25 protein-coding genes and 2 riboswitches are annotated in these 26286 nt (G+C 36.7%); of the genes, 7 read left to right on the top strand and 18 right to left on the bottom strand.

From position 1 onward, the window contains the following. Positions 1-20 precede the first annotated feature (20 nt). Together B1B04_RS18360 and B1B04_RS18355 are read right to left on the bottom strand one after the other, a co-directional pair. Positions 21-971 carry a magnesium transporter CorA family protein gene (locus B1B04_RS18360; RefSeq protein WP_079562846.1) on the bottom strand — a complete coding sequence of 317 codons (951 nt, stop codon included), beginning with the start codon at positions 969-971 and terminating at the stop codon, positions 21-23. A 21-nt stretch (positions 972-992) separates the two neighbouring features. Continuing rightward, positions 993-1919, bottom strand: a complete 927-nt coding sequence (locus B1B04_RS18355) for a magnesium transporter CorA family protein (protein WP_079562845.1) — start codon at positions 1917-1919, stop codon at positions 993-995. 251 nt (positions 1920-2170) lie between these two features. Then, positions 2171-2345: riboswitch (M-box (ykoK) riboswitch) on the bottom strand. A gap of 679 nt (positions 2346-3024) precedes the next feature. Next, positions 3025-3200: riboswitch (M-box (ykoK) riboswitch) on the top strand. Positions 3201-3552: 352 nt separating this feature from the next. Between B1B04_RS18355 and B1B04_RS18350 the strand changes: the two genes are divergently transcribed. Further along, entirely contained in the window at positions 3553-4269 is a 717-nt protein-coding gene (locus B1B04_RS18350) for an MgtC/SapB family protein (RefSeq protein ID WP_481817190.1), read from the top strand. A 19-nt stretch (positions 4270-4288) separates the two neighbouring features. Next, positions 4289-5062 (top strand): magnesium transporter, encoded by a 774-nt coding sequence (locus B1B04_RS18345; RefSeq protein ID WP_079562844.1) that lies wholly within the window; start codon positions 4289-4291, stop codon positions 5060-5062. Between the two features lie 89 nt (positions 5063-5151). Here B1B04_RS18345 and hpaB read toward each other — a convergent pair whose 3' ends face one another. Further along, complete coding sequence (gene hpaB / locus B1B04_RS18340; protein WP_079562843.1) at positions 5152-6588, bottom strand: 4-hydroxyphenylacetate 3-monooxygenase, oxygenase component; 1437 nt, start codon at positions 6586-6588, stop codon at positions 5152-5154. Positions 6589-6931: 343 nt separating this feature from the next. On the opposite strand from hpaB, the gene B1B04_RS18335 reads away from it, so the two are divergent. Further along, a complete protein-coding gene (locus tag B1B04_RS18335) occupies positions 6932-7120 on the top strand; it encodes a hypothetical protein (protein ID WP_079562842.1) in 189 nt (62 codons plus the stop codon). A gap of 55 nt (positions 7121-7175) precedes the next feature. Here the strand turns inward: B1B04_RS18335 and recD2 are convergent, their stop codons facing one another. Further along, positions 7176-9608 carry an SF1B family DNA helicase RecD2 gene (recD2, locus tag B1B04_RS18330; protein WP_079562841.1) on the bottom strand — a complete coding sequence of 811 codons (2433 nt, stop codon included), beginning with the start codon at positions 9606-9608 and terminating at the stop codon, positions 7176-7178. A gap of 438 nt (positions 9609-10046) precedes the next feature. Here recD2 and hisA point away from each other — a divergent pair, with 438 nt between their 5' ends. The 3 genes from hisA to B1B04_RS18315 all read left to right on the top strand — a co-directional run bounded on the left by hisA (position 10047) and on the right by B1B04_RS18315 (position 12268). Beyond that, the gene (hisA, locus tag B1B04_RS18325) at positions 10047-10814 is read left to right on the top strand and encodes a phosphoribosylformimino-5-aminoimidazole carboxamide ribotide isomerase (RefSeq protein WP_079562893.1); all 768 of its coding nucleotides are present in this window, start codon (positions 10047-10049) and stop codon (positions 10812-10814) included. A 254-nt stretch (positions 10815-11068) separates the two neighbouring features. Continuing rightward, on the top strand, positions 11069-11812 hold the full coding sequence (locus tag B1B04_RS18320) for a GTP pyrophosphokinase (protein WP_079562840.1): 744 nt from the start codon (positions 11069-11071) through the stop codon (positions 11810-11812). Between the two features lie 165 nt (positions 11813-11977). Beyond that, the gene (locus tag B1B04_RS18315) at positions 11978-12268 is read left to right on the top strand and encodes a 3-isopropylmalate dehydrogenase (RefSeq protein WP_079562839.1); all 291 of its coding nucleotides are present in this window, start codon (positions 11978-11980) and stop codon (positions 12266-12268) included. Between the two features lie 137 nt (positions 12269-12405). Here B1B04_RS18315 and B1B04_RS18310 read toward each other — a convergent pair whose 3' ends face one another. The 4 genes from B1B04_RS18310 to cymR form a co-directional block, all read right to left on the bottom strand. Further along, on the bottom strand, positions 12406-13065 hold the full coding sequence (locus B1B04_RS18310; RefSeq protein ID WP_079562838.1) for a tetratricopeptide repeat protein: 660 nt from the start codon (positions 13063-13065) through the stop codon (positions 12406-12408). Between the two features lie 83 nt (positions 13066-13148). After that, complete coding sequence (mnmA, locus tag B1B04_RS18305; RefSeq protein ID WP_079562837.1) at positions 13149-14273, bottom strand: tRNA 2-thiouridine(34) synthase MnmA; 1125 nt, start codon at positions 14271-14273, stop codon at positions 13149-13151. 313 nt (positions 14274-14586) lie between these two features. Next, positions 14587-15735: a cysteine desulfurase family protein gene (locus B1B04_RS18300; RefSeq protein WP_079562836.1), complete on the bottom strand. Its 1149-nt coding sequence runs from the start codon at positions 15733-15735 to the stop codon at positions 14587-14589. Between the two features lie 82 nt (positions 15736-15817). Beyond that, positions 15818-16237: a cysteine metabolism transcriptional regulator CymR gene (gene cymR, locus B1B04_RS18295; RefSeq protein WP_053484768.1), complete on the bottom strand. Its 420-nt coding sequence runs from the start codon at positions 16235-16237 to the stop codon at positions 15818-15820. A gap of 256 nt (positions 16238-16493) precedes the next feature. Between cymR and B1B04_RS18290 the strand changes: the two genes are divergently transcribed. Then, complete coding sequence (locus B1B04_RS18290) at positions 16494-17783, top strand: replication-associated recombination protein A (RefSeq protein WP_079562835.1); 1290 nt, start codon at positions 16494-16496, stop codon at positions 17781-17783. Between the two features lie 133 nt (positions 17784-17916). On the opposite strand, the gene B1B04_RS26250 is transcribed toward B1B04_RS18290, so the two are convergent. The 10 genes from B1B04_RS26250 to B1B04_RS18245 form a co-directional block, all read right to left on the bottom strand. Continuing rightward, the gene (locus tag B1B04_RS26250) at positions 17917-18216 is read right to left on the bottom strand and encodes a hypothetical protein (RefSeq protein ID WP_240518336.1); all 300 of its coding nucleotides are present in this window, start codon (positions 18214-18216) and stop codon (positions 17917-17919) included. A gap of 30 nt (positions 18217-18246) precedes the next feature. Then, entirely contained in the window at positions 18247-18618 is a 372-nt protein-coding gene (locus B1B04_RS26245; protein WP_240518335.1) for a hypothetical protein, read from the bottom strand. Between the two features lie 318 nt (positions 18619-18936). Beyond that, positions 18937-19455: a hypothetical protein gene (locus B1B04_RS18280; protein ID WP_079562834.1), complete on the bottom strand. Its 519-nt coding sequence runs from the start codon at positions 19453-19455 to the stop codon at positions 18937-18939. 214 nt (positions 19456-19669) lie between these two features. Continuing rightward, a complete protein-coding gene (locus B1B04_RS18275) occupies positions 19670-20059 on the bottom strand; it encodes a hypothetical protein (protein ID WP_240518334.1) in 390 nt (129 codons plus the stop codon). 342 nt (positions 20060-20401) lie between these two features. Next, positions 20402-21163 (bottom strand): tRNA threonylcarbamoyladenosine dehydratase, encoded by a 762-nt coding sequence (locus tag B1B04_RS18270; RefSeq protein WP_079562833.1) that lies wholly within the window; start codon positions 21161-21163, stop codon positions 20402-20404. 363 nt (positions 21164-21526) lie between these two features. Next, complete coding sequence (locus tag B1B04_RS18265) at positions 21527-22501, bottom strand: N-acetylglucosamine kinase (RefSeq protein ID WP_079562832.1); 975 nt, start codon at positions 22499-22501, stop codon at positions 21527-21529. A gap of 343 nt (positions 22502-22844) precedes the next feature. Further along, the gene (locus tag B1B04_RS18260; RefSeq protein ID WP_079562831.1) at positions 22845-23927 is read right to left on the bottom strand and encodes a DUF871 domain-containing protein; all 1083 of its coding nucleotides are present in this window, start codon (positions 23925-23927) and stop codon (positions 22845-22847) included. Between the two features lie 26 nt (positions 23928-23953). Beyond that, positions 23954-25282, bottom strand: a complete 1329-nt coding sequence (locus B1B04_RS18255; RefSeq protein WP_079562830.1) for a PTS sugar transporter subunit IIC — start codon at positions 25280-25282, stop codon at positions 23954-23956. Positions 25283-25327: 45 nt separating this feature from the next. After that, positions 25328-25648: a PTS lactose/cellobiose transporter subunit IIA gene (locus B1B04_RS18250; RefSeq protein ID WP_079562829.1), complete on the bottom strand. Its 321-nt coding sequence runs from the start codon at positions 25646-25648 to the stop codon at positions 25328-25330. Between the two features lie 13 nt (positions 25649-25661). Further along, positions 25662-25970 (bottom strand): PTS sugar transporter subunit IIB, encoded by a 309-nt coding sequence (locus tag B1B04_RS18245; RefSeq protein WP_079562828.1) that lies wholly within the window; start codon positions 25968-25970, stop codon positions 25662-25664. Between the last annotated feature and the right edge of the window lie 316 nt (positions 25971-26286).

Below are 26286 nucleotides of genomic sequence, written 5' to 3'. Positions count from 1 at the left end.
TTACATACTATCCGAATATATTAGAAACGTAAAAATTTTGATTTGTAAAATACGTAGAAGAAACTTCCACTGATTCCTACCATTAGTCCAATAACTACTAAGAACATGAATGGCTGATCTTCATAGGGCAATGGGACGTTCATCGAGAAAATACTTCCAATTATAGTCGGAATCATTAATACAAGCGTAAGAGTAGTCAGTATTTTCAAAACACTATTTAGGTTATTATGAGTGATTGCTGCGTACGCATCCATAAGACCACTTAAACTAAGACTTCGCATTTCTGTTACTTCCGCCGCTTGTTCAATATCTACTAGCGCATTATGCAACATTTGTTGATCTTCTTCATATAGCTTTATACCTTGCCCTTTGGAAAGGTGTAAAAAAACATTGCGCATAGCTCGTAAAGATGTTGAGAAATATACTAAACTTTTATTAATATGAATCAGACCGAAAAGCTCTCTATTGTTATGTGACTCTTTTAATTCTCGCTGTAATCGTCCAACTTGTGCTTTTATACGCTTGAGAAAATCGAGATACGATTGAGCAATCGCTTCAAATAGAAGTAATGTTATTCGAGTCTTCATATGCGTTTGAAATGTTCCGTACTTTCCTGAAAATATGTCTCTACATAATGGGTTGTCTTCTTTTGTGACAATTATTAGATGGTCCTTTACATGAATAATCCCGATTGGTAATGTACGATAAGGGATTTCCTCGTACAAACGTTTCTCATTCATCACAACAGGAGAATTAAGAATGATGACCATTGACGAATCCTCTTTTTCAATCCGAGGTCTCTCATTGATGTCTAAAGAATCACGAATAAAATCTTTCGGAACATTAAGTTTATTTGAGATTTGGGAAATTTCAGCATCTGTCGGATCCACAAGATAGAGCAACGTGTTGTGAACAATCTCAGATACCTGTTGTAATTGACCTATTGAATTACTTTGATATATCGTAAGCATCTTTTTTCCTCACTTTCTCTTCTAAAATAGCCGTTTTTTATAAAACACCCAACCTGTTAACAAGCTAATGACTGCAGAGATTGACATTAGTACTGCTAATGCATATGCACCATCTTGTTTCGGTAACGGGACATTCATCCCATAAATTGTTGCGACCATCGTCGGAAACGTCAAAATAATCGTACATGCAGTTAAAACTTTCACTACAACACTTAGGTTAATTTCAATCGCAGCAGAATATGCATCCATCATATTACCTAAATTTTCGTTGTAAATTTTTGATGTATCAAGAGCTTGTTGCATCTCATTAAGAGTGCTTTGCATCCGTTTTTCATCTTCTTCATTCATTTCAAGTACTCTTGACAATTTCCTCATCATCAATAGATTTACTTTTAGTGCCTTTATGAAATAAACAAGGCTCTTATTTATATTGAGCAAAGTATACACTTCACTGTTCTTGATTGATTTTTGTATTAATTTTTCAGATACAATAACTTTTCGATCAACATCATCGAGACAACGTAAATAGTAACTAGCTGTAACAAGCAATAGCTGTAAAATAAAAGATACGTTTATATTGTTATTAAAACTTTTATCGAGATTTTTTTTAAATTCCTGTAAAACCAGATGATCATTACGACAAATTATGACAATTACTTCACTTGTTTGAATAATACCGATTGGAATTGTCCTAAATGGTATAGTTTCACCATTTGGCATTTTTAAGGGTACATTGATAATTAGTAATAAATCATTTCCATTTTTTTCTACTCGCGATCGTTCGTCTATATCGAGGGAGTCACTGATAAAGTCAGTTGGTACCCCAAGGCGATTAGTAACGTACTGTATATCTTCTTCTGTCGGTTCAGTGAGATAAACACAGCTACCTTGAACGATCTTAGGCTGTTCTTCCAGCCCTTCTCTGCCTCTTTTATAGATTTTAAGCATTGAATCGTCCTCCTAATCTGTTGAACTAAAACAGATTTACGTTTTTTACTCCTACTATCTCCATCGGTCATACTTGGACTCTCCATTTTGACCCCCTCCTTTCTAAAAACGAACTCTTATTCTTCTGCTAAAAGGGGTGAAACTATATAGCAATCTGCGATAAGGTTCTTTTTTTGGAAATAAAAAAACCTCCAGGAGTCCCGGAGGTTTTAATAAAGCGCATAATAAAATAAATAAGTACAACAAGCACTTTCGATTCCCCCTAACTCGAGTTTTAGCACTATACACCGTAAAGAAATAAATAATCTCTTAGCCACCTTATGAAAAGCCTTAATTCGGCAATTCCTGTTCTACCCATGGGCATCTTTCGATATTTCTGGGCAGTGGCCTATGTTTGTATAGGAGCCTCACCTAACGAGGTTTTATTTAATTTCTTCGCCATCTTAATCCGTATTTTTTATTTTGTCAATAGGCTAATAATATTTTCAAAGTGTTTTTTATCACAATTTTCTGTTCCAAATTGGAAATCTCACTGAATTTTCCCCATACAGTACAGGTAAAGAGTTTTGCTTTTTTCAACACATTCTCTGTTCTTTTAAGCTGTTTTTTCAAGCGAAGAATTGATTTGCTTAGCAACAAAAGTTAGACTGAGGCGCTCGCTTCCCCCAACTCTCAATGTATTTTTAATCAATTTCAATATTGATCCTGTATAGATGCACTATCATTCTTAGTTCAGCCTTTGAAAACAAAAAACAATCCTAGAATTTATTAATTCATTTGATTTGAGTAGAAATACATAAAAGTTTGGGATGATATTTTTTAAACGTATGCTAAATATAAAAATTGACTTAAATGGAGCTAGACGAAAATCTGTAACGGGTAAGTAGAAAAACAAAGGCTAAAGGAGATACTTCCTGTAATACCCTTCGAGGTCAATGCTACAAACAGCTCATCCCGTCATCCAAGTGGGAAATGCATAAACAACAGAACTCCCTTATATGATGATGAGCCAAAAATACACTATTTCCTTGATACCATTTTAAGATTTTTGTTTTTGGAACAGTTGTTGACAATTAAAATTATTCGGAGTACAATGCTGAAAACAATAAGTCCTCGTTAGGTGAGGCTCCTATGCAAACATAGGCCACTGCCCAGAAATATCGAAAGATGCCCATGGGTAGAACAGGAATTGCCGAATTAAGGCTTTTCATAAGGTGGCTAAGAAATGAATTTCATTTCTTTACGGTGTATAGTGCTAAAACTCGATCAAGGGGAATCGGACGTGCTTTTTTGTGCGCTCTTCACCCCCTCTTTGAATCGATAGAGGGGTTTTTATTTTATTTGACTAAAAAGGGGGAAACATGTGATGGACAATTATTCGATATGGCATTTCATAGATTTAAATAATTCGAATATGGCAAAAGGCAGCGTTTTAACGTTCAGTCCACATATGTCCCTCTCTTCAATCATCCAATTCTGTTTTTTTGCAAATTGGAAATATCAAGATAGGTTTATTTGATGTGTACGTCGAACAAGATACATTCTAAGCAAAAAGCTCCCTTTTTTTACGGGAGCTTTTTTTGTTTTAAAGGGCATTCTAAACAAAGAAATGAAGAGGTGATTAACGATGACAATGACAATGACAATGACAATAGAAATGATAATCAAGCTAATCTTAGCTTTGCTATTCGGATTACTGATTGGGATTGACAGACAGATTAAACAAAAACAACTTGGCATAAGACCTAGTATGGTCATCTCTATTGCTAGCTGTTTATTAACAATTGTTTCTATAGAAGCATTCGGTAAATTTGGAGGTGCAAATCATCCGAATATGGATCCAATGCGACTTGCTGCGCAGATTGTAAGTGGAGTTGGTTTCATTGGGGCTGGCGTTATTTTGCGAAGAAGTAACGAGGTTATTTCTGGCCTTACTTCCGCTGCACTAATCTGGTCCGCTTCTGCGCTTGGAATTACGATTGGAGCGGGGTTTTATCTAGAAGCAAGTTGTGCTGTCATCCTCTTGATGGGTGCAGTCAATATTGTGCCCCTTCTCATTAAAACATTAGGCCTATCAACACTTAACCGTCAGGAAATTTCATTAAAAATTATCGTGGAATCGAATTATCGTATGACCGAATTAATTAAAATGATTAAGTATAAAGGGCAAAACGAACAATCAAAAAAAGATGAATATAAAATTCGGCATTTCAAGCTCAAAGATCTTGATAACGGCCACCAATTAATTGATTTAGTTCTTTCTGTACCGGAAGATCAGTATACTACGGAAATATATTATTATGTTAAAAAAATTGATCACGTTCTAAGTGTTGAAATTGAGAATTTGTAATAGAAAGGCGTGTCAAAAAATGATTAGATTAAACCAATACAAGTATAAAGAAGAGTACACATACTACATGTTGCAATCTTTAAAGTCTGAAAAAAAAGATTCCTTCCGAAAGGACTTCCTAGATTTACATCCGATGGATCAGGCAACATTTTTTATAGAACTCAGCGAGGAAAGACGCATTACAATTTATTCTTTTTTAACTCCTAGTGAATTTGGCGATATTTTTAGCGAGCTAGAACCGTCCATGCAGAAAAAATGTATTTTGGAGCTTGATCGGCCATTTGCAGTGGAGATGTTAAATGAATTACCTTCAGATGACGCTACCGATTTTTTGGGACTACTATCATATAAAGAAGCTGATTATTATTTAGAACAAATGGAAAAAGATGAGGCTGATGATATTAAACAATTACTTCAATACGAAAAAGGGTCAGCGGGAGCCTTAATGACAAAAGATGTAGTAATAATGGCAAAAGATGATTTAGTAATTGATGTGTTTGACCGCCTAAAGCATAATGAGGCAGATGCAGAAACTTTTAATTACTTATATGTTACAGATTTCAATAATCAATTGCTTGGAGTCGTATCATTACGAGATCTTATTATTTCTCCACCAGAGAGTCGAATGGCTGAAATTATGAACTCTGGAATCATTTCAGTGACTGCCAATACAAGCCAAGCTGAGGTCTTCCAAATCATACGCAAATATGGTCTTTTAGCAGTCCCCGTTGTAACAGAAAACTTTGAACTACTTGGAATCGTTACGTTTGATGATGTGCTAACTTATCTATAAAAATATTGATAGTATATATTTTTTACAGCCATTCATATAAAAGAGAAGTAACTGTTTAAATTAGTTTTTAAACAGTTACTTCCTCGAAATTAATTATTATTTTTTAAAAAGTTTTCGACTCTATCCACTAATTCTTCCCTATTGTAAGAATTATAAAGCGCGCTAGCTAAACGGACAGGGTCTCCAAAGAAAAAGCGCTCATACAGTGTTTGTCGTGTACCAAAGCTACTCATCGTTAAATCCCAAGCTAAGCGGAATTTTTTGACGCGCTCCTCTCCACCATCTTGAAAAGACTGCAAATAATGCTCAAGATCGCCGTCATCCGTTGCAAATGCTTTTTCACTTGGAATGGACATTAATCCACTTGCGCCAAGTAACTGGATAATTTCTGTAAAGGTCGGATACACTTTAGGAAAAATCTGAATAGCTACTTGTACTGTCGCATGGTCAGGTCTTAGAAAACCAAAAGCATCTATTTTTGCTTCTATTTCAGACTTTAACAGTAAAGCCTTCATCGTTTCTAATGCCACGATAATATCAACAACCTTTTGCTGTACATGTTGGTATTCGCCAATATTTATCGTATTTACAATTGACTGTGCAACACCTAAGACAAATTCTGTTTTGGCAATTTGACGTGTAAGAACTTGATGTAAACCATATGTTTGAAAACCACTTACGTTCAAAAAATTATTGGCAACTTCCATATTCTCATAATAAAAGACGCGTTCCCACGGTACTACAACATTATCAAATACAACGATTGCATCCATTTCCTCGTAACGACTACTTAATGGATAATCAAAAGCCGATTCCCCGCCGACAAATGATTGCCTACATAAAAACTTTAATCCTTTTGTATTACTTGGTATTGAGAAAGCAAAGCCTTTACCTTCATCATAACCATTTGTTGATATAACAAGGAGTTCATCTGTAATTCCTCCCTGTGTCGCTAGTAATCTCGCACCTTTAATTACTAACCCCTCGGTCGTTTTTTCCACAATTTTAGCAGCAATAATAACATCTTCATCTTCAAAATAAAATTTCCGGCGATTTACTTGTGGTTCGATGAATGTATGCGTCATTGTTAAATCGTTCTCACGGGCATACTCATAAAAATTTAATAAATGTTGAGGAAAACAATTTGGCTTATCTTTTAAATACTCCGCAGCCGATGCTAAAGCCATTAATGTTGTATTCATGTAATCCGGACTTCTACCCATAAGGCCATTATTGGATAATGCCCATTGTCGTACAGCATTGCGTCTTCTCACAAGATCCTCGACTGCCACCGCCTGAAGAAAAGACATACCTACACGGTTATTACTCGTTGGCGAAACATATGTCATCTCCTCGAACAATGCATCTTCATGTTGTAAATCAAAAAGCCTTGCCTGACTCTTCATAACTCCCTTAAATGCTGGATGCTCCGACACTTTCCCTGTGACAACTTTCCCATCAATCGAAATGTAGGTTTGTAAAGCGTCAATACGGTCAATATATTGCTGTCCTGTAATTACTGGCATGCAGTCACCCCTAAACGTCACAAATGTTTTTATACTTATTTAGTATATGAAACTTCCTAATTTAGGTTACGCCTCAGCAAACTGTATTATATCAGACCTTGAATTTTATAAACTGTACCACTTTATAAATACAGTTGAAAATCCGCCTTCATTGCATGATTTTTCAGTTACTTTAGAGAAAAACGGTTTCAATCAGCACTTTTTAAACAAGTTCATTTTTGCGACACATTCACAAAAAAGTCTACTTTGACTAGTACAGAATTGCTAGATTTTTTATTTATGCAGGTGTAAGATAGCTTCGAAACCAAAACGAAAACATCTTTTTAATAAAAGGAGAATATATATGAATAAACAAATCCTCTCGTACGTAGCTCAAATGGAAGCTGCTTTAATGAACAAAATGGAGGATCATAATGAAGAGAATCTTTTATTTTCTATTGCTTCAGATTTGATTGCCAAAGAAAAAGATCAATTTAAAAATGTGTGCCAAGCATATGAAGTAGTAAAACATCACTTAGTTGGTATTCACTAATTAAAAAATCGTACAACTAAACCCGATCAATTCAGAATTGACCGGGTTTTGTATTTTACTCATCTAAGAAATCATATGGCGAGATACCATCCATGCCAATTAATGGATGGATATATGATTCTGTTTCTACAGTTAGCTTAAAATCAATGGCTTGTTTTTCATTTTGTAAATCTTCGTTTACTGGATTCGTTTCTACTTCTTCAATTTCCTCTACAATATCCATTGGATTGAGCCTTGCACGTAGAGACGTAAATCGCTGCAAATCATCTGTACGCTGTAAGCCATCTGCTAGCACATCAGGCTCACCACATAAAATTAAGAAATTTTTCGCACGCGTAATACCTGTATATAGCAAATTACGACGCAGCATTTTAGAATACCCTCGTACAACCGGCATAATAACCGTTTGGAACTCAGAGCCTTGCGATTTATGAATAGAACAACAGTAGGCAAGTGTCAATTGATTGAGGTCACTACGTTGATAAGTTACTTCAATACCGTCGAATGATACAACAAGCAAATCTTGTTTCTCAATTGTTTCCTTGGCCTTGATAATACTAATTACCTCACCCATATCACCATTAAAAACATTACTTTCGGGTTGATTGACAAGCTGTAAGACTTTATCCTTTATTCGATATGTGACATCCCCAAAGACAAGCTCTTTTCTAGTACCCGTTTCGTTTGGATTAATAAGCTCCTGAATCATTCTATTTAAATTATCTATTCCTGCTGGACCTTTGTACATTGGTGCCAGCACTTGGATATTTCGGATTTCTTGCCCTTTCGCAACTGCACTTTTCACAACTTGAGTGACAACGCTTGCTACTTGATCTGATGCGGCTTTAATAAATGAACGATCGGACGTTTTTAACGTTAGGTCATTTGTAATATTTCCTCGTTTAATTTGGTGAGCAAGTTCAATAATAGTCGAGCCCTCGGCCTGTCGATAAACATCTGTTAATTCGACAGTAGGTATTTGACCGGAAGTCAACAAATCCTTTAACACCTGTCCTGGTCCTACTGGCGGAAGCTGATCTTGATCGCCAACAAATACAACTTGTACATCCTCATGCAAGGATTTTAATAATTGATGCGCGAGCCAAGTATCGACCATCGACATTTCGTCTACAATAATGAGTTTCCCTGTAACCTCACGCTCAGTTTCTTCCTCTTTTTCCTGACCAGTAAAGCCTAGCAATCGATGAATCGTCATTGCGGGAAGCTCTGTCGATTCCGACAAACGCTTGGCTGCACGTCCTGTTGGAGCACATAAAATAATCGGAAAAGGCTCTTCTTTTTGTGCATATTCCTTCGGGTTTAATGATAGTCCGTGTAGCTTTGCATACACTTCTACTACTCCCCGAACAACAGTTGTTTTACCTGTACCTGGTCCACCAGTTAAAATCATAACGGCTGAGTTTAGCGCTTGTTGTATAGCATTCGCTTGTGTCTCAGCATATGTAACATTGAGCAGCTCTTCTGTTTCACCAATTGCTTTGCGTATTTCGTCCTTACTAAAATGTTCAGCCTTCTTGTTACGTTCGATTAAAGCTACTATTTTTGATGCAATTCCTACTTCCGAGAAATATAGGGATGGCAAATAGAGTCTCGTTTCTTCCCCACAGATTTTACTTTCCTCACGCAATTCGATGCAAGCTTTAGAAATAGTCTCAAAGGGAATTTCCTCTCGTTGGCTCTGCTCAAGCATATCTTTTACAAGTGGTAAAACATTTTCAGCATCTAAATACACATGCCCATCCGATAATGCTGCAGTATTGAGAGTATGTAGAATCGCCGCCTTAATACGGTCTGGATGATTGCCGGTAATACCCAATTTAGAACCTAGTTCATCGGCACGAAAGAAACCTACACCTTCTACATCTTCAATTAAGCGATATGGATTTTCAGTTAATAATTCTATTGCCTCTGTCCGATACGTTTGGTAAATTTTCATGCCGAGCTGTGGTCCGAAACCCCATTCATTAAGTTGAATCATCACTCGTTCTAAGCCTAGATTTTGTTCAATCGTCCGATGAATAACCTCTTTTTTTTCAGCAGATAAACGAGGTACAGCATCAAGCGCATTTGGATCCTCTAAAATAAGACGTAACGCATTTGCGCCTAGCTTCTCTACGATTGTTTCAGCAGTTTTTCTTCCGATTCCAACAAACAAATCACTCGATAAGTAATGAATAATTCCTTGCTCTGTTGCTGGCACTTCCTTTGTAAACGTCTCAATTTGAAATTGAACACCATATTTTGGATGTTGCTTCAATAATCCTGTAAAACGATATTGTTCATCCATTTGTAAAGGAGGAAAATATCCAACAACAATTATTTCCTTATCTTCATACTGTAAGTTGGTCTCTTGAATTTTCACACGAACTATCGAGTACATATTTTGTGCATTATGGAAAATAGAGACGATTGGACGTCCGAGTATAAAAAATTTATTTAGTTCAAATAAATCAAGATTATCTGCCATTTTCGGTTCGTCCTTTCCCGTTCATTTCAATCATTATATTTTACCACACCGTAACTTGAAAAATCGTTTAAAAAGAGAATTCACTAAATTTTAATCACGTATGCCTCGATACAATTGTTGCTGTCGCTTTGCTTTCGCACAGATAAGCAATGCGCCTGGAAGTGACTTTGTGTTGATTTGCATGAGGGCAGACACAATGCGGTCATTTCGGTAATGGCAAAGGACATGGCATTTTTACTGGATGTGAAGTTCTATCCTAAGTTCCTCTATTTATCGAATGTCTGGATACAACGGGATACTTCTGTTAGTGGACCATTTTCGTTCGCTACAAAAACACTTACTTAAAGAATATTTCGATAACTGACAATTCACAGTTATTATCAACCTTTCCATGCTATTATATAGGTGAACTTATTGTACGGAAGGATTGTGAAGCTAATGGAATTTAGACCTTGCATCGATTTACACGATGGCAAAGTAAAACAAATTGTTGGCAGCACACTAGGTCATAAAGATCAAGAAGTTATCGAGAACTTTATTTCAAATCATGACTCTAGTTATTATGCAAAAATGTTTGCCAAGGATCAATTAACAGGTGGTCATGTCATCATGTTAGGTGATGGAAACGAAGAGGCCGCATTCGCAGCATTAGCAGCATATCCTCAAGGATTGCAGGTTGGCGGCGCCATCACGACAGAAAATGCAAAAAAGTTTATCGATGCAGGCGCTACTCATGTTATTGTCACATCATTTATATTCAATGATGGTAAGCTCCATTTAGATCGACTCAAGCAATTAGTACGAAATATTGGTAAAAAACATCTTGTTATCGACTTAAGCTGCCGTATGCGCGATGAAAAATGGTTTGTTGTTACTGATAAATGGACAAAGTTTAGTGATTTTGAAGTAAATGCTGAGTCTATAGCATTTATCGAAAATTTCTGTGATGAACTACTTATTCACGCTGTTGATGTGGAAGGAAAAAAAGGCGGTATGCAGGAATGTTTAGTGCATGATTTAGCTACTTGGACAACGATTCCAACAACATATGCTGGTGGCGTTCGATCTTTAGACGACTTAAAGCGATTTAAAAATATTTCAAATGGTAAGCTTCACGTTACGATAGGTAGCGCTCTTTCAATTTTTGGTGGAAATTTACCTTATTCAGACGTGGTGGATTATTGCAAAAAAGACGGGGTATTATGATCAGCTTGATGATGAACAAATGATACTAAAGTTTTCAAAATCTTTAAATATTTAAATTATCGTTAAACTAAGGGGACTAAACATCCCCTTTTTTTTAATTTTACAATGTAAATTTATGAAATAGGAATACTATACATAGATTCAGAGCACTTATTTCTATTTAGTAGCTATTTTTGATAAGCTATTATTGATAATGTTAAATAATATTATTACTTCGTTAGCGCACATTATTAAAAGAAAGGATTTTATGAAACATGAAAAATGAACTTGAAGCAACTACTCTAAAAACTTTACAAACAGAATTAACACGCTTCTTTTTAGTCTATAAATTCGCCTTGCAGGAAATAGAAACGAAATTAAATATTTTACAAGAAGAATTTCAGCTAATTCATGAATATAATCCGATTGAGCATTTATCAACTCGAGTAAAATCACCCAAAAGTATCTTATTAAAAATGAAGAAAAATAACCTTGAGCCATCTATTGAAACGATTCGTGATAACATTCGTGATATTGCAGGTATCAGAATTACATGCTCCTTTGTAGAAGATATTTATAAAGTGAGTGCGATGATACAGGCACAAAATGATATTGAAGTTGTAGAGGTAAAAGATTATATTGCATCGCCAAAGGGGAATGGTTATCAAAGCTTGCATCTGATAATAAAAATCCCCATATTTATGTCTGATCGTATGGAGAAGGTATATGCCGAAATTCAAATTCGTACCATTGCAATGGACTTCTGGGCTAGCCTTGAACATAAAATCTATTACAAATACAACAAGGAAGTACCTGAACATATCCGTTTTGAATTGAAGGAAGCTGCTATTCAAGTAGCTGAGCTGGATCGAAAGATGGAACGACTGAATAGAGAAATTAATATTTTAAAAGAGAACGAAGCAGAACCTTCATTATTAGATGCTGCTCCAATTGCACATTTAGCACAATATATTTATCAACTACCATTTGATTATCCTTCAAAGGACAATAAAGACTAAAATCAACAAGGATGCCGAAATAATATTGGCATCCTTTCAGTTTGTCTACAAGACAATTAAATGAAACTTTGTTGATTCAAAAGTAGCTACTTATAAAAAATTGTAATTATTGGACAATTTAAATAGGAATTAACAAAAGTACGAATAATTAAAGGGCGTGAAACAATGGATTTCTTCACAATACTTATGTTTATACTTACAATTATCGCCAACATAATAGGATTCTTTGTGTTTTTAAAGAAGAAAAGTGTATATTCTGCCGCCTTAACTATATTAGGTTTAGCTATAGCGTTTGGTGGCGCAGGAAGTTTATTAGCAATAGCTATTATTAATGATCCCTTTGCAATGTTTTATGGTTTACAAATAGGGTACTTTCTGATGATTAATGGCGTGATCGTATTGGTAATTGCAATTTTAATAACAGTAGTAAAAGAAATTAAAAGGGTAAATTTGTGAAGTAAAGTACTTATACGTTCAGAGGCGTTAGTTGGCTAACAGCCTTTTAATAATATGACAGCTTTATCTCATTGTTCAGCAACACAAAAGGATGCCAATGTATTTTCGGCATCCTTTTCATGTTTTAAAAACTTTTTTTAATTAAATCGTTGTGCAATCATATCATAAAGATAACGTGCTTGGTCGTATTCGGGCTGTAACGTAAAGGCTTGTTTTAGGTGGTACATAGCATCTTTTGTTTGCTCAGTAGATACCGCATATAGCACACCCAAATTGTAATGTGCATCTGCGTTATTCCAATCCTGTTCGATCAGATAATCTAATTCTTTTTTACCTTCTACGAACATTTCTAGCGCACATAGCACGATTGCATATGCTAGACGAATCTGTGTGTCTTCTGGTGCAAGTTCTGAAGCTCGTTGTAAATATGGCAGAGCAAGCTTCGGATTTTCCATTCGCTCAAAGCATTTGCCCATCATATAATACACATCTGCGCCTTCAATTTTATGCTTTAGCGCTTGTTCATAAAGCTTTACTGCCTCCGCATAGCGTTCAGCGTTATAATATAAATTTGCTAAGCCATAGTAAGCAGTTGCTGCCGTTTCATCAACAGTGATTGCTTTTTGAAAGAAACGTTCTGCACGTTCAGTATCCTCTAAGACCGCTAAGAGATTTCCAAAATTCACATAACCAATTGGGTTTCCTGGCTCTGCTTCAATTGCTTGTGTAAAAAGTTGTGCAGCATCCTCGTAGCGCTTTTCTTGAAAGGCTTGAATGCCCTGCTCGTTAAAATTCATTGTTTTTCTTCACCTCTATGTAGCGAAAGACTGCTTTAATTCTATACGCTTCAGAAAAGTAGTATAAGCAGTCTTTTCGCTAATTAACCTACATATGTTAGTTTTTTGTTATTTTTAAAGACTTCGTCGATTGTACCGCCACCTAAACATTCTTCACCGTCATATAGTACTACAGCTTGTCCAGGTGTAATCGCACGTACCGGCTCAGCAAACGTAATATGTGTACGTCCATCTTCTAAAATTTCCACTTCTACTGGTGTATCTGTTTGACGATAACGGAATTTTGCTGTGCATGAAAATTTCCCGGGCAATTTTTTTGTCGAAGCATAGCTCATTTTCACAGCAGTCAGTGAAGTAGAAAATAATGAATCATTATTAAAACCTTGTCCAACTAGCAGCACATTGCGCTCCAAATCTTTTCCTAACACGAACCAAGGTTCACCGTCACCACCAATTCCAAGACCATGACGTTGACCAAGCGTATAGTACATTAATCCATCATGCTGGCCCATTACGACACCATCCATCGTTTCCATTTTACCAGGTTGAGCTGGTAAATATTTACTTAAGAATTCTTTGAAATTACGCTCTCCAATAAAGCAAATTCCTGTTGAATCTTTTTTCTTCGCTGTAGCTAACCCAGCTTCCTCCGCAATTTTACGGACTTCCTTTTTCTCAATATGTCCAATTGGGAACATTACATGCGACAATTGTTCCTGTGATAATTGGTTTAAGAAATACGTTTGATCTTTATTATTATCAATACCACGAAGCATTTTTACTTCGCCATCACCACTTCGATCAACTCGAGCATAGTGACCTGTCGCTAAATAATCAGCTCCAAGATCCATCGCGTGCTCTAAAAACGCTTTAAATTTAATTTCCTTATTACACATAACATCAGGATTTGGTGTACGTCCTGCTTTATATTCTTCTAAAAAGTAAGTGAAAACCTTATCCCAATATTGCTTTTCAAAATTCACAGCATAGTAAGGAATACCGATTTGATTACATACTTTAATAACATCATCATAGTCTTCTGTAGCTGTACAAACGCCATTTTCGTCTGTATCATCCCAGTTTTTCATAAATATCCCGATTACTTCATATCCTTGTTGTTTCAGTAAATATGCAGCAACCGAAGAATCTACCCCACCCGACATGCCGACAACAACACGAATTTGTGAGGGGTCACGTGTTTCTTTCATTATGGTCACCTTTTCTTTTATTCAATTTCTATTAAATATATAATTTTTCAAGCGTGTTAATTTACCATTTTTATCCACTTCAATTAATTAGAAGGCTCTGATTTCCGCTACGGGCTACCCGCTTTGCAGAAAACATTTGTCGCTGACGCTTCGCTTTCGCACAGAGCAAAGCTTCCTGCAGGCGAGCGTCGAGCCGCTTCCTCCGCTACAATCAGTTAAAATGGGTATACATTAGCAAAATATTAACAAAGATTTTATCGCTCAATAATAAGCCTGTTTTTTCCTAATCAACACGCCTGAATTTTTCAGCAAACTACTTTTTCGCGAGTCTTTTCACAATCTCTGCTGTTTTTTCTGCCGCATGTTGTGCATCAGCTTCTGTTAAACCTTGTCCGAAGCTAAAACGAATCGAGTTACGTAATTCCTCTGTATCTTGACCAAACATCGCAACTAATACGTGTGATGGATCAATGGAGCCAGCAGTGCATGCAGAACCACTAGATACGCAAATACCTGCCATATCAAGATTTACAAGGAATGACTCTACTTCCATACCAGAAAAACTTACATTTAAAACGTGTGGGAGCGTATTTTCTAACTCTCCATTCACATGAAATGCTAGATTTTCCTTCGTGAAAACATCCAGCATAATTTGCTTAAAGCGATTGTATAGCGCACGCTTCTCTTCTCGCAACTCATTCGCAATTTGCACTGCAGTTGCAAAGCCAATCACTGCGGGCACATTTTCAGTACCTGCACGACGTTTTTTCTCATGTGCGCCACCTAATGCATAGCTAGTGAATGGTATTCCGGCTTTTTGGTATAGGAAACCAATACCTTTAGGCCCATTAATTTTATGTGCGGAAACACTTAGTAAATCAACATGTAAATCAGCAACATTAATTGACTCTAAACCATATGCTTGAACAGCATCTGTATGGAAAACAGCCTTATGCTCGCGTAGCAAATTACCAATTTCGGCAATTGGTTGAATTGTACCGACTTCATTATTACCGTACATAATCGTTACTAAAATTGTATCCTCACGCAATGCATTTCGCACGTCTTCTACAGAAACACGTCCATTTTCATCTACTGGTAAATATGTCACATCAAAGCCATCTCGCTCAAGTTTTTCACAAGTATGTAACACCGCGTGATGTTCAATTTGAGTAGTAATGATGTGCTTCCCTTCAGAAGCCTGTGCATAAACAGTGCCAAAAATAGCTGTATTATCCGCCTCTGTTCCACCACTTGTTATAATAATTTCCCCAGGTTGAGCGCCAATAGATTTGGCAAGTATTTCACGTGCATCATCTAAATATTTGCGCGCCTCTCGACCTATCCCATGAATACTTGATGCATTCCCATAAACTTGTTGCATTGCTGTAGTCATAGCGTTTATTACGTTGTCATTCATTGGTGAAGACGCAGCATGATCGAGATAAATATATGAATTCATGTTGAAAACTCCTTTGTACGAAAAGCGCTAAAGATTCATCTCCATGCCATTGAGCATGGAGATGTGCTTTAGCCTAGACATTTTAAATGTAGAACATATAGCCTTCCGCTACATTTTCCTCAGTATATTGTGCTAAATCTTCAATTGTCGTTGTATCTAATACATTTTTCACAGCATCACGAATACGAAGCCATAATTCTCGCTGAGGAGCTTCTTCATTTTCAATACCTTCTACTGGTTGAATAGGACCCTCTAACACACTAATAACATTAGCCGCAGAAATTTCACTTGGTGGATTTGCTAGCATATATCCACCATATGCTCCGCGCACACTTTTCACTAAGCCTGAATTACGTAATGGTGAAACTAATTGCTCTAAATATGCCTCAGAAAGCTCCTTTTCTGCAGCAATTTTTCGCAGTGGAATAGGTCCTTCTCCATAATGCTTTGCTAATTCAATCATGATCGTTAGACCATAACGGCCTTTTGTAGAAATTTTCATTTTATCACCCTCAAATAGTCTAGTCAAAAATACTACAAACAGTATATCATAATCTCCTCTCGTATAACTCGGAAATACTCTCAGGAGGTTATGATATACTATTAATTGCGCCTTAGTATAGTTAGGCAAAATACTATTATCGTTTTATTTTAAGCAAAAAAACATTCAGCAAATCAACTATGCCTCGGCATAATTGCGTGACACCCGCTGAAATAAGTTAAAAATCAATAAAAACAGTTGAAAGGGGGAATTTTCAATGCATAATGAACCACTCGCTTATCGCATGCGTCCTTTAACCCTTGATGAAATTGTAGGACACCAAGATTTTATCGGTCCTACTACCGCTCTTTATAAAATGATTCAAAATGAGCATGTCCCATCCATGCTACTATTTGGTGAGCCAGGTATCGGCAAAACGTCAATAGCGAATGCCATAGCAGGAAGCTCGAACCTTCCCTTTTTCGCGCTTAATGCTACTCGCGCTGGTAAAAAGGATGTCGAGGATATTGTACAAGAAGCTAGAATCTCAGGAAAAGTCCTTCTTTTTTTAGATGAAATTCATCGTTTTAATAAATTACAGCAAGATGCTTTGTTGCCACATGTGGAAAATGGCTCAATCGTGTTAATTGGAGCTACGACGGAAAATCCATACCATGATGTAAATCCCGCTATCCGCTCACGTTGCGGAGAAATCTACCAACTACAACGTTTAACGATAGAAAATATCATCGAACTTATAAAAAATGCACTTTCTGATGAGAAACGCGGGCTAGGTAAACATCATTTTGTCTTAACAGATCCTCAAATTGAACAAATTGCTGAAGCTGCTAATGGTGACGCTCGGAAGGCATTAACCTTGCTTGAATCGCTTTATTATGCAAGTGATGAAGTCGACGGTCGAACAATTGCTGCTGATCATATTCTTAAGCATCTTATCGGGAGAATTGGTGTTTATGGTGATAAAAAGGGATCTCATTTTTATAATTTACTATCTGCGTTGCAAAAATCGGTTCGTGGAAGTGATACGAATGCAGCATTGTTTTATTTAGCTCATTTATTGGAAATAGGTGATTTAGTAGCTGTTAGTCGACGCTTACTTGTGATGGCTTATGAAGATATAGGACTTGCCAATCCTGATGTTGGACCGCATATGCTTGCGGCTGTTCAAGCGGCTGAGCGTTTAGGGCTACCCGAGGCACGTATCCCGCTTGCAAGTGCTGTTATTGAAATGTGCCTTGCATCCAAATCCAATTCTGCAATTTCAGCCATCGATGCCGCCATTGCCAGCATTCATGAAGGAAAAACTGGAGATATTCCGCATCATCTACGCGATGCTCATTATGAGGGAGCAAAAGATTTAGGTCATGTAGGCTATCAATATCCCCACAACAGCCCTATTGGCACATTTGGTGGCTGGGTTGACCAGCAATATTTACCTGATGCGCTAGTGGGCACAGAATTTTATAAACCTGTTATTGCAGGTGAAGAAAAACGAATGGCAGGAATCTACGAAAAGCTTAGATCTTTTCATAAGGATGGAAAGTAATATCTTTACTTTATTAGCTTAACTGAAAATCATAATATACTATTTTTTCATGAAAGTAGGGCACTTCAATCTGAACTAGAAGTGCCTTATTTTTTTCCTTACTTTCAAAAATAACAGGAAGCGTACTAAGCAATCATCCTGTAAAAGTCTCCTTATTTGTTGTATAACGGTTATTGTAATATCGGTTCAATATTTCTTCCATATTTCTAATTGCAGATAATTTAGTCGTCTCTTTCTGCTCCTCATGTAAATAATGAAGAAAATTATAAGTTTGATAAAGTAGACTAGCAAATTCCTGAGAGTTCTCCCGTACTTCAAAGCGAATTGCTTTTACAGCAATCGCTTGACCGATCGATTGCTCCCTTGACGGAGAGAGTTGATCCTCCGCATTTTCATCTGTAGTTCTATATAATAATTTTAATGTCTCATACACTTCCTTGTTATTACTAAACCGTTCCTTTATCTACCGTAAGACAAATTGTACTAGGATAATAGCATAAATAAGTGACAAACTTTCATCTCCAATAGATTTTTTCGACAAATGTTTAAAGTATTCAGCTTGTGTCACCAGTTCGAATATGATTAAACGAATTGGATATAGGAGCGCATGTTCACTGTTGATATATAATTTTTCTCCACCTTTATACAATGCCAACCAAAAATCTCTAACTAATGAGATGGATTTTCTTGTCGCGAGAGCTAATTCGCATTGAATAAGCTCATGTTCGAGTGTTGGTTGTATAAGCCGTAGAAATAATAATTCCTCATCCTCACTTACTAATAAGAGTGGTTTTTCTAATTTCGCTAAATCGATTTCGATACCGTTTATTAACATTGAACAGCCTCCTCCAATCAATTATGCCTCGGCATAATTGTGCCGCCACTTCTTTTAACAAAATAATGATGAAAAATCTTACACATAGATTTTCAATTTTTTACTATATTTCGACAAGAATTTATAAATACCTTTTAAGAAAAAAGTCCTTTTTTAATTTTCGTACAACAAAAAAATCTGCAAAACTTTAACAATCAGAAAACCCAATCATCCCTCGCAAAGTAGCGTGCTATAAGGATTGCTGGATTAACCGCAAAAAGTAAGCAGATTCTAAACAGTTATTCTATTTTCTATAAGTGATGATAAATCACTCCTATATTATGCTTTAAATTCATGCTCAACAAATAGTTTAAATTGATGCATACATTGTTTGACTGCACCTTTTTGTTCCAGTACTGCATTTCGCAGTGATACAGTTTTCTCTTCATCTTTAACGACTTCACTATAAAGTGCGAAAATCGCTGATAATAATTGTTCATTCTCCTCCTGGTCAATGCTAGGTAAAGAATAGGCTGCAATTGTTAATAATTGCTCAACTTTTTCAGGTGTTTTTTGTAACTCATTAGATGAATAATAAGTTGATGCCGCTAAAAAGTAGCAAAGCTTTGCACAACAATCTATAAACAAATGCCAATAAGTATTGGCACTTGGTAATTCTCCTGCCCTATTGTCTAAATACTCTTTATAATATGTTGTAACCTTTGTATATAAAGGATTTAGTCCTCTCATAGCCTTTGAATAATTATTAGATGTATCCAAATAGTCAAATACAATATCATTCATTTGCTGCTGAAGTTTTACAATATCTAAATGATCACGAATTACTTGAATCTCCATTTTACCACTCTCCGATGTTCTCATTTGTTTTCTAAACGCCATTTCTACTTCCCTAAGCAGTCGTGTACATTCCAAACAAACTGATCTATTATCTATTGGAATTTATTCAAATTATAGCAATAAACTAAATAGAGAAGTGGTCACATGAAAAAAATAAGACAATTTCGTGAATTAATAGCATTTTGAGCACGTTAGGCGAACTATTCTGGTAAAATTATGTTCTTTGAACATAATCATCAAATAAAGATTGCTCTTTCGTTCGATCAATTATTTCTTTAATACTTCCTTGCGCATATTTTTTTATTCTTTTTTGCGGTATATAAAAATAGGCAGTGTTTGTAATTAACCACTCACTAAGTGTTAGTTCATTATCCGGTTGCTGATTTGTCAATATACGTTTATGTCGGAGTATATCCGCCATTTTGTAAAAGCCATCTGATAGCTCGTAAGCCGAAACATCAAAATTAAAAATAGGGCTAACAACCTGTCCAACATCAAAAATATGAATTGTTTGCCCTTCTTCATCAATAGCTAATTCTACTGTGCTAATTTCATCGAATAGATTTAAGCCTCTATATTCCATTTGATAGATTTGCTCCATCATAAAATGCCTCCTTTTATAGGTTCTACAGCAAATATTGGAGGAGTCATAATGTGAAGCTGCCCTACCGTTCAGGCGACCGTCTCTCCCTCATTAACTACCTAACAAATATCTTAGACCTCTTTTTTTACAACGTTCCTATTGTAACATATAAAAAGCAGCTGTCTTCAACAAGACAGCTGCTTCCATAAAATGGTCCGCCATCATAACTGATGGTGATTTTCGTTCTTCTACTAGAAGATACCATTTTTATTTTTTATCGAGAAATTTTTTAAGTTTATCGATATATATTGTTAATTTTACCGATGATCATTTTGAATTTATCGACCAACTATCAAAAGTGCATTAGCCTTGTACACGTGTAATTTTTACATCCTTTACGATTGCATTCACTACCCAGCTTGCTGCAATTAAACCTGCCACTGAAGGAACGAAGGCATTGGAAGATGGCGGCATTTTTGCTTTACGGATAGCTGCATCCGGTTTTCCGACATGCTCCACTACATCTGGACGAACTACAATCGGACTCTCATCCGAGAAAACAACCGTTACTCCTTTATGAATACCGTCCTTCCGTAATTTCGTACGGATTATTTTAGCCAATGGGTCCGTATGCGTTTTTGAAATATCCGCAATTTTGAAACGAGTAGGATCCATTTTATTGGCCGCACCCATACTAGAAATAATCGGTATATTTCGTTTTAAACATTCCTTCATAAGATGAATTTTATACATCACTGTGTCACTTGCATCAATGACATAATCTATGCCTTGTGCGAAAAATTGCTCATATGTTTCCTCTGTGTAAAACATGTGCATATCAATTACTTCACATTCTGGATTAATATCAGCAATACGCTCTTTCATGACACCTGACTTAGATTTTCCGACCGTTGAAAGGTAGGCAACTAATTGACGATTAACATTTGTAATATCTACATTATCCTTATCTACCAATATAATGCGACCAATACCACTTCGTGCACATGCCTCAGCAGCAAATGAACCTACACCGCCTACACCAAGAATGGCTACTGTCGTATTTTTTAATTTTTCGAGCCCCTCTGTTCCTATTGCGAGCTCATTACGTGAAAATTGATGTAACATCCTTACACTCTCCGTCTATTGAATTTTTATTCCACTTTAATGAGCACTATATAATCGCCCATAAAGCACTATTAGTGAAAATGAATAATTAGCGGTAGATAAAGACCTTCCACTGATTTCTTCATTAGTAAACCTAGTTAAATACTAAGATAAAATCAAACTTATCTTACATGTTATCACGATATTCATCAAGAAAAAATTATAACTAAAAAAAATAAGTATTCCTAATCAAAATACTTTTAAGTATGTAAAGTTTGAATTGAGTCCATCAAAATCTATATGTTGGACACGGTTTAAAGCTAGAGGACGAAATTTCAAGGCAATTGATTAAAAGTCATTCAATTGCCTTGCATCTTATCGCTTTCATTCTTGTTCATAATTTTTAGAGAAAGATTCCACAAAATCTGCGCCAGGCTGAACGTTTATTTGCTTGAAAGCCGCGATTACTGCCCCACCAATTGGTTGTAAGACTGGTGCCATAAATTTCAATGGTATCCCGTCTGCTTGTGCAAATTGCTGTAATCCTTGTAAAAAATACGCTTCATTCTTAAAAACGCCTCCCACTAATACGACAGGTACCTCTCCTTCCTTCCAAGCCATATGGGAGTAACATGCTTTAATCGCCACATAATAGTTCTTACAAGCATCCTCAATGATTTTAGTAGCGACACGATCTCCTTTTTCTGCCACTTCAAAAATATATTTACTTAACGGTGCAATCACTGTCCGAGGATGTTCTTCTCCGTATATACACTCTATTAATTGTGGTACAGTTTCCACAGAAAAATATCGTAGCACAACATCTGTCAACGCTGTTGAGTCTCCTCGGCCATCATAGCTTTGAAAAATAGCCTTTAGCACTTGAACACCTAAATCATAGCCACTGCCCTCATCATCAAAAAGATAACCCCAGCCCCCTACTCGATGAAAATGATGCTCATGATCGTAGCCCATTGTGATAGCACCTGTCCCAGCAATTTGCACAATGCCTGCTTGTCCAAGTGTGCCTGCATAAAGTGCAATTAGAGCATCATTATCAACAAAAACATTTGTTGTTTTAGGAACGTATTGGCGTACTATCGTTTCTACAACTTTTTCTGCCTGTAGCTCCTTGACCCCAGCCATGCCAGCAAAACAACTATCAATAGCTGCAAAAACTTGCGAATCTTGTTGTTGTAAATTTTGCAGTATATTATGAATCGTTGACTGAAAATATTGAACATCCATTGCTGTAGGGTTACTTCGAGTCGTTACTACTTTTGCATAAATATTGCCGAGTTCATCACAAATCACTGCTGACGTTTTCGTTCCTCCACCGTCAATCGCTAATACATACATATCTCTTTACTCCTTTCTTCTCTTTCAATTTCGCCCTGGCTTAAATATAGTTGTCACTATCGAAAACATTGGTAAATCAAAATAAAAAAGGATCGCCCCAAAACGTGTGGTTGATTTCCGTTCCGATTGGGCGCTTTGTTGCTGTTGTTGTTGTTGCTGTCGCTTCGCTTCCGCACAGATAAAACATTTGCTGTCGCTTCGCTTTCGCAGAGCAGAGCTTCCCTTCAATCAACTTATTTGCATAGTATATGTTTTAACAAATGTCATCCACGAATTTTGGTGCTGAACCATAAAAAAAGGGATTAAGCCCTATTAACAAATGGCTTAATCCCTTCTTCTTTAATCATTTCGTAAAGCCAAATGATGCCCATGGCTGAATATGTGCTAATAAAAATTGTTCTTCTTTTACTACTCTTGCCACAACATTTGTTGACCCGGCATTCGGTATTTCCTTTAAAACAATTTGGAGCTCGCCCTTATAACGAACATCTAAATTATTATCGATTGTCACGTCCCCCAATGTTAATGGGCGGCTATCGTGTACAGGGAAGTCACCATTTTTATACTTAACACGAGACTGCGTACTACGGATCACGTACTCCGAAACATCACCACGATTAAAATGCGGCTCCTTAAAAAGGATTGCTTCTTCTAAAATCGACGTTTCAACAGACTGTTCAACCTTCAGCTCTAGCTTATGACGATTTAATTGGCCTAATGCACGTAATTCTTCCTCAGAAGCATACATATTGCCGATAATACAATCATCTATTAAGCCAGTGTGCCATAAATCCTTCGCTTGCACAGTAATTGGCAAATGACGATGCTCTTCTAATGTTGGTAAGCCATGCTCGGTTTCTTCCCAAGGTCCAAACGTTGCATGCTGAGATGAGATCATTGCTGCTGTTCGAATATGATTAGCTTTAAATTGTTGAGATGTTTGTAAAAAATGTTGGCGTGATAGACCTGTAAAACGTCTAGGATAAAAATTATGACAGCCAATAATATTATCTTTATTCGGTTGATAGGATAATATATTTTCTACATATTTAGTACCGTTACTAATATTTAACTCTATTTTTAAATTGCTTGCATCGAGGGACATAAACGCTTCTTCCTGGCCAGAAAAACCCATATCTAAGCGCAATGCCGCTAAATGATAATGCTCTTTAAAGTACCCAATATCTTTATACGTTAAGCCTAAATCTTCAAAAACAGCTGGTGCAATATCAGCTGAAATTTCAAAGCCAAGCTGCTGCGCAAATCTGTTTATCTGTTGTAATTTTTGTCGCTCCTGATCGTTATTTAACGACATAAGACATGTAAATATTCGATCAAAACCATTATCATGAGCGAGCTGAACATACCGCTTCATATCTTTTAGTGTACTATGCTGAGGATATAGTGAAATCCCTAATCTTCTCAATTGCAAATACCTCCATTAGTTCACAATTACACTTCTACTTTTTGATTTTCTAATTTTGTAACTTGCTGTTCGTTTTGAGACTCTGATACTGCGGCTCGCTGTTCATTCTGCTTTGCGATACGGTTTGCCATCGAAATAAACGGTAAATAAATACACACTGCGACAATCAGTAAAACAATACTAAGAACAGCTCCTTGCCAAGATTGAGTGGCTAAGAATCCATTAATAATCGGTGGCGTTGTCCACGGAGGCGAAACTGTAGCTGCCGGCACAAAGCCCCACTTTGTTGCAAAGAAAGCAATTGTTACGTTAACCATCGGTGTCAAAATAAACGGTACAAATAACACTGGGTTTAACACGATTGGAAGACCGAAAAGTAATGGTTCATTAATATTGAAAAGGCCTGGTGCTGCCGACAATTTTCCGACGGTATTATATTGTTTATTCTTTCTAGCGATAATGAAAATAGCAATTATAAGTGCTATTGTTGTACCTGAACCACCCATATTGATGAAGGCATCAAAGAATGGTTTATTTACGATGTATGGTGCTACTTCTCCAGATGAAATGGCTTTTACATTCGCTTCAATAGCTGGCAAATTTATCGATTGCATAAATGGTTCGATAATGTTAGCACCGTGAACACCTAATGTCCATAAAAACGTAGGAATGAATGCTAAAGCTAAAGCCGCAACCCATGTATTCGTTAAGCCCATAAACGGCTCTTGAATTGCTGTGTAGAATGAACCGACAATATCAGGAATATCAAAGCCCGCCGAAATAATTGTACGAACTAGAGCAAATAAACCAATTGTAATAATTGCAGGTAATAATGCGGCGAATGATTTTGAAACAGCTGGCGGTACACCATTCGGCATTTTAATTAATAGCTTAGGGTTGCCAGACAATCTACAAAATACTTCCGTTGACAGCAAAGCAACAATAATGGCTATAAACAAACCGCCTGTACCTGTTGTTAACCCTGTTAATCCACCTTCAGCAAAAGTTCCAAATGTCATATAACTGGAAAGACTGATGACACCGGCTGACAGTCCATCCTTGTCGTAACTTTTTGCAAGGTTGTAAGCAATAGTAAAGGCTAATAATAGTGAGAGAATTCCAAATGTCGCTCCCCAAATATTGCCGCCCCACTGTGTCCAAGTTTCATGTTTCCAAATAGCATCAAGTGCGTTTTGATAAAATTTGATAGGCAAATTATTAACAAGTACCGCAAGTGATCCAACAATAGTCAATGGCATGATTGTAATAAAACCATCTCGAATGGCAACTAAATGACGCTGATTCCCTACCCTAGCTGCAACCGGCACAAATTTTTCTTCTAAAAAACGGAACATTTCACACACTCCCTTTACTTTTTATTGTGACATCAAGGCTTGATGCTACACCCCTTTGATTCGTTCATACAACTCAATCATTTCTGATGCTAGATCACGAAACGTAATGGCATTCATTAAATGATCTTGCGCATGAATTAACAGCATTGACACTTCTACTTTTTCTCCTCTTGCCTCTTGTGACAGTAAAGCCGTCTGAGAATGATGAGCTTCAATCAATGAATCATTGGCTAGCTGTATTTTTTCCTTTGCTTCCTGAATCTGTCCTTTTTTTGCTAGCTGGATTGCCTCCATACATTCACTTTTCGTATTACCACTGTGCACAATCAGTCCCATAATAGATTCCATCAAAACTGTTTCTTCCATTGCCATAGCCCCCTTAACCAATCAACTTTAACGCCTGATTTAAAACATTTTCGCCATTCATCATGCCGTAATCCATCATGTTAATAACATCAATCGGAAAATTTTCCTTGTATTTTGTTTCAAATGCTCCTTTTAAGTAACGGACTTGCGGACCTAGTAGCAGCACGTCCGCCATTTTAGTAGCTAATACTTTGTCGACCTCACTTTCAGCAATTGCATAAATATCTGCCTCAATATTTTGTTCTTGCGCTGCTTTCTGCATTTTCGACACTAGCAAACTAGTACTCATTCCCGCTACACACACTAGCATAATGTTTTTCATCTAAACACTCCTCTTTGTGATTTAAGTTCGTCTTTCTAGCGATTATATTTATCAATTATGCCTTGGTATAATTGCGTCTGGAATCGGCCGGAGGCTTGGGCCAACACGACGTTGGTCACTCAGTCGTGTGTTGCTGCCGCTTCGCTTTCGCACAGATAAATTGCCACAGGACGTGGCGTTCTTAGACTGAGTTCCTCTACTTCAGCGAATGTTTGGCCATTCGCTGAAAGACGTATGAAATCGCTTTCTTAAGTTGAGAATAGCACCTATTGGTATATACCACAATATCCTTTTTACACTATTTTCTTCCTTGAGA

This window comes from Lysinibacillus sp. KCTC 33748, from assembly GCF_002237755.1.
Classification (GTDB): domain Bacteria; phylum Bacillota; class Bacilli; order Bacillales_A; family Planococcaceae; genus Lysinibacillus.
The sequence above is the reverse complement of the archived record's forward strand: the minus strand, read 5'-3'. Positions and strand labels throughout refer to the sequence as shown.